The organism is Carboxydocella sporoproducens DSM 16521 (assembly GCF_900167165.1).
Taxonomy (GTDB): Bacteria; Bacillota.
In genome coordinates this window covers 1-4,250 of record NZ_FUXM01000067.1, presented here as the reverse complement: position 1 = coordinate 4,250, position 4,250 = coordinate 1, and the positions used below count along the sequence as shown (strand labels likewise).

Annotated in this window: 4 protein-coding genes, 2 tRNA genes and 1 pseudogene; 4 read left to right on the top strand and 3 right to left on the bottom strand. The window is 46.0% G+C overall.

Translation table 11 applies throughout. The features are described 5' to 3' along the window. Positions 1-321: 321 nt before the first annotated feature. Positions 322-1,497: a class I SAM-dependent rRNA methyltransferase gene (locus B5D20_RS13330; protein WP_078666685.1), complete on the bottom strand. Its 1,176-nt coding sequence runs from the start codon at positions 1,495-1,497 to the stop codon at positions 322-324. A gap of 110 nt (positions 1,498-1,607) precedes the next feature. Here B5D20_RS13330 and B5D20_RS13325 point away from each other — a divergent pair, with 110 nt between their 5' ends. Beyond that, entirely contained in the window at positions 1,608-2,600 is a 993-nt protein-coding gene (locus B5D20_RS13325; protein ID WP_078666684.1) for an asparaginase, read from the top strand. Between the two features lie 25 nt (positions 2,601-2,625). Then, positions 2,626-2,820 carry a hypothetical protein gene (locus B5D20_RS13320; protein WP_078666683.1) on the top strand — a complete coding sequence of 65 codons (195 nt, stop codon included), beginning with the start codon at positions 2,626-2,628 and terminating at the stop codon, positions 2,818-2,820. Between the two features lie 88 nt (positions 2,821-2,908). On the opposite strand, the gene B5D20_RS13315 is transcribed toward B5D20_RS13320, so the two are convergent. Together B5D20_RS13315 and B5D20_RS13310 are read right to left on the bottom strand one after the other, a co-directional pair. Beyond that, positions 2,909-2,995: transfer RNA gene (locus B5D20_RS13315), tRNA-Leu, on the bottom strand. Positions 2,996-3,010: 15 nt separating this feature from the next. Further along, positions 3,011-3,096: transfer RNA gene (locus tag B5D20_RS13310), tRNA-Tyr, on the bottom strand. A gap of 91 nt (positions 3,097-3,187) precedes the next feature. On the opposite strand from B5D20_RS13310, the gene B5D20_RS13305 reads away from it, so the two are divergent. Continuing rightward, positions 3,188-3,760 (top strand): hypothetical protein, encoded by a 573-nt coding sequence (locus tag B5D20_RS13305; protein ID WP_078666682.1) that lies wholly within the window; start codon positions 3,188-3,190, stop codon positions 3,758-3,760. A 245-nt stretch (positions 3,761-4,005) separates the two neighbouring features. Next, positions 4,006-4,250: pseudogene (locus B5D20_RS13300) on the top strand (DDE transposase); the annotation flags it as partial.

The following is a 4,250-nucleotide window of genomic DNA, read 5'->3' as shown; positions in this document are numbered from 1 at the left end:
GTAATCCAGAACCAGCCGTAAACGAACTAAATCTCCAATTGTTTGTATTTCTGTCCACTCAAATAGCTTAATTTGTGGTATAATAGCCATAACAGGCATCCCTCCCTGGGTAGGATTTTTGTCTTTTCAACTTCAATTTTACCACAGGTGGATGCCTGTTGCTTATTTTTTACAACATTTGAGGCTGGGGTGAATTTTTCCCTCAGCCTCTTGTTTTGCGCTAAAAACCCTTTTCTATACACCTTTTTCTGGGGTAAATTTATTTTTGACCTTTCGCTAATCCCTTGGATTGTCAGGATTTTCTGACAACGCAATTAGCTCTTAAAGAATTTCTAGGATTAAGAACTTCAAGTAATAGGTCTCTTTGGCAGCCAGCAAAATGGGGTGATCTTTGGATTGTCGCCTTAACTCCAGCAGGCGCACTTGCCGTCCTACATCAAGAGCAGCGCTTTCAATTACTTCCAGAAATAAGTCCTCCTGCATGTGATAAGAACAGGAGCAGGTGATCAAAATACCGGAAGGTGGTAATAATTTCATTGCCCTTAAGTTAATTTCCTTGTAGCCCCGTACGGCGCCTTCCAGAGTTTGCTTACTTTTGGTAAAAGCAGGGGGATCAAGAATTATAACATCAAAGCGGCGTTTTTCCCTGTCCATTTCCCGCAGCACATCAAAGGCATTGCCTACTTGAAAACTGCAGCTGTTTTCTAATCCATTCAGGGAGGCATTTCTCCGGGCTGTTTCAATGGCGTGCTCCGATATATCCAGAGCCAGAACGGAGCGGGCACCATAGTGGGCAGCATGAACAGTAAAGGAGCCAGTGTGACAAAAACAATCCAGCACTGTTCTGTCTTTGACATAAGGGGCAATGGCAGCCCGGTTCTCCTTCTGATCCAGGAAATAGCCGGTTTTTTGGCCATTTTCCATATCGACCAGGAAGGAGAGACCGTTTTCTTTGATTATTACTTCAGGTTGAAACTCTCCATAGAGGACACCTTTAACTTGAGCCAGGCCTTCTAGCTCCCGAACATTGACGTCATTGCGTTCATAGATTGCCCTGGGCTGCAACAGTTCCACCAGTAATTCGGTAAGGAGCTGCTTTTGTTTTTCCATGCCCAGGGTTAATACCTGCATGACCAGGTAGTCTTCAAACTTGTCAATGATAAGCCCGGGCAAGAAGTCTGCTTCGCCAAAAACCAGGCGGTAGGAAGTTGCCTCGGGCATTACTTTTTGCCGGTGTTTCAGGCAATACAGCAATTTTTGTCGAAAAAATTCCCGGTCGATAGTTTCATCTTTGCGGGTAAGCAGCCTGACAGCAATCTGGGAACGGGGATTGTAATAACCGCGGCCGATAAAACGGCCACGGAAATCTACGACATCGACAATTGAGCCGGGCTCAATTCTGGGGTCGACCGAAGCAATTTCGGTAGCATAGACCCAGGGATGACCGGTAGACAGGCGCTTTTGCCGGCCCGGGGCCAGGGTTAGAGTTGGATACAAGTATAATCCCTCCCGCTTACTTAATGAAATTGTTCACAGGTTTATAAGTAGGATTTTAGCAGAAAACAGCGAAATAATAAAGTTAGATGGCAAGGAGGTAATGAAAAAAAGTGGAAATATTAGCTCAGGTTTTGCGCAACGGACTTGAAGAGAGTGTTCATACCGGCCATATTGTAGTTACTGACCACAATGGAACTATCCTTGCGGCTGTCGGAAACCCTGACTATAAAACTTTCTGGCGTTCAGCAGCCAAGCCAATACAGGCTCTGGCGGTAATCGAAGCAGGCGCAGTGCAAACCTTTGACCTGGAACCGGCGGAAATAGCTTTGCTTTGTGCCAGTCATAATGCTGAGCCGGAGCATATCCGGGTAGCTCAGCAGTTGGCTGCCAAAATCCAGGCTGATGTAACAGAACTGCATTGCGGTTTACATTACCCAACCCATCGGCCAACAGCTCAAGAAATGCGGCAGCGGGGAGAACAACCTCAGCCCTGGCACTCCAACTGTTCGGGCAAGCACCTGGGCATGCTGGCCCTGGCTCGTTGTAAGGGTTGGGATACCCATGGGTACTGGCTGCCTGAACATCCCGTTCAGCAAGAGATGCTTAATATGGTAAGTAACTATACGGACCAGGCGGTAACAGATATTGGCCTTGGGGTTGATGGCTGCGGGGTGCCGGTCTTTCATTTGCCCCTTAAAAGTATGGCAATGGCTTATGCTCGACTGGTTTCGTCTCATCGCACTTCTGCGGCTGATACAGTAGTAAGGGCAATGATCTCCTCTCCTTACTATGTCGCAGGTAGTGAAAGGATATGTACTGATTTGATGCAGGTTACCCGGGGGCGTTTACTGGCTAAATCGGGATATGAAGGCGTCTATTGCGTCGGCCTGGTTGACCAGGGCCAGGGCCTGGCGCTAAAAATCGCAGATGGTAATCCGCGGGCCCTGGGGCCGATATTAATCGAGGCCTTACAACAGCTGGGCTGGTTGACTTCTACCGAGAAAAATAAACTGGCTTCCTACTGGCAAGTTGAAGTTAAAAATTTTCATAATGCTATAGTTGGGACCATCAAGCCGGTATTTAAACTGGCTTTTCACAGATAAAAACATCAAAGGGGAGGAACAAAAGATGACGGTAGAAAAACTGGCAGGCAAAATTCAGAAGGAGCTGGGTGAGCTGGTTGAACTGGACTGGCAGGATCCGGACCTGGAACGGATTCTGACGCGTCTGATGCGGCATGCCAAACAGGTAGGTGACAGCCAGCTGCAGCAAAAAGTACTTACCTATTATAATGATTATTTGTTTCTAATTGGTGAAGTTTAATATTTGGAGGCCAGCGTTTGGGGGTAGACGCTGGCCTTTTCTCTGGTAAAATAAAAATCCCCATCTTAGGGGATTTAGTTTGCAGATTTGGTGCGGACAAGAGGACTTGAACCTCCACGGGCGTGAGCCCACTAGAACCTGAATCTAGCGCGTCTGCCAATTCCGCCATGTCCGCACGAATTATATTTTATGGTGGAGGAGGTAGGATTCGAACCTACGAAGGCATCAGCCGGCAGATTTACAGTCTGCTCCCTTTGGCCACTCGGGAACTCCTCCGTGAGACATTTGAAATTATAACGCACTCTTGCTGCTTCGTCAAGCAGGAAAATCATTTTTTTTGTAGAAATTTTGTTTGGAGGTGATAGGAATGAAAAAAAGAAAATATACATTAGCTATTGTAGTAGTCATAACACTAATCGGAATTGGTCTCCTTTATTATTTTTTGGGGCTGAAGCAGCCGCAACAGGTTAAAGAGGAAAAAGTGCCTGCAATTACTATGGGTCAAATCATACTCTACAATCAGGGCAATGATATCATTATGGGCAGTGACCACCCCCTTTATCCTAAAGTCAAGAAGTTGTTAGAAGAAGCTGTCTATTTTGCGGAAGCTGGCCAGTTCAAGAATGCTATCATACCCGAAGGGGATGTAACAGATCCAGCTAAAGCCAAAGAGATTATGAAAAACAGCGGCGGCTTGCCTCCCAATATTAATGTGGTCAAGAGTGCTGTACCTTCTTTTGGCGCTTTTCTGATGGATGTTCAGCAACTCCAAAACCGCAACAAGTTAAAAATCAACGGTGATCATATCGTAGTGGCAATAGGTGGGAAGAGTGCAGGAACACTCTTTGTCAGAAAGAGTTTTGAAGACCAGAACTGGCAACTATATCAGGTTCCCAGACCCATCATTATGAAAATGGTGGAAGTGGTACGAGCTAAATAATGGACTGGTAGTCGAGCTAATTGCGTTGTCAGATAATCCTGACAGGCCAAGGGATTAGCGGAAGGACGAAAATAAATTTACCCCAGAAAAAGGTGTATAGGAAAGGGTTTTTAGCGCAAAACAAGAGGCTGAGGGAAAAATTCACCCCAGCCTCAAATGTTGTAAAAAATAAGCAACAGGCACCCACCTGTGATAAAATTGAAGTTGAAAAGACAAACAATCCTACCCAGGGAGGGATGCCTGTTATGGCTATTATACCACAAATTAAGCTATTTGAGTGGACAGAAATACAAACAATTGGAGATTTAGTTCGTTTACGGCTTGTTCTGGATTACATGCCAGACGAAGAGTTAATGAGGACCCTTGAGAGAAACCGGGGCAAAGGGAGAAACGATTATCCGGTTCGGGCAATATGGAATTCCATACTAGCGGGTATTGTGTTCCAGCATGAGAGTGTGGAGAAGTTACGGCGGGAACTGGCCCGCAATGG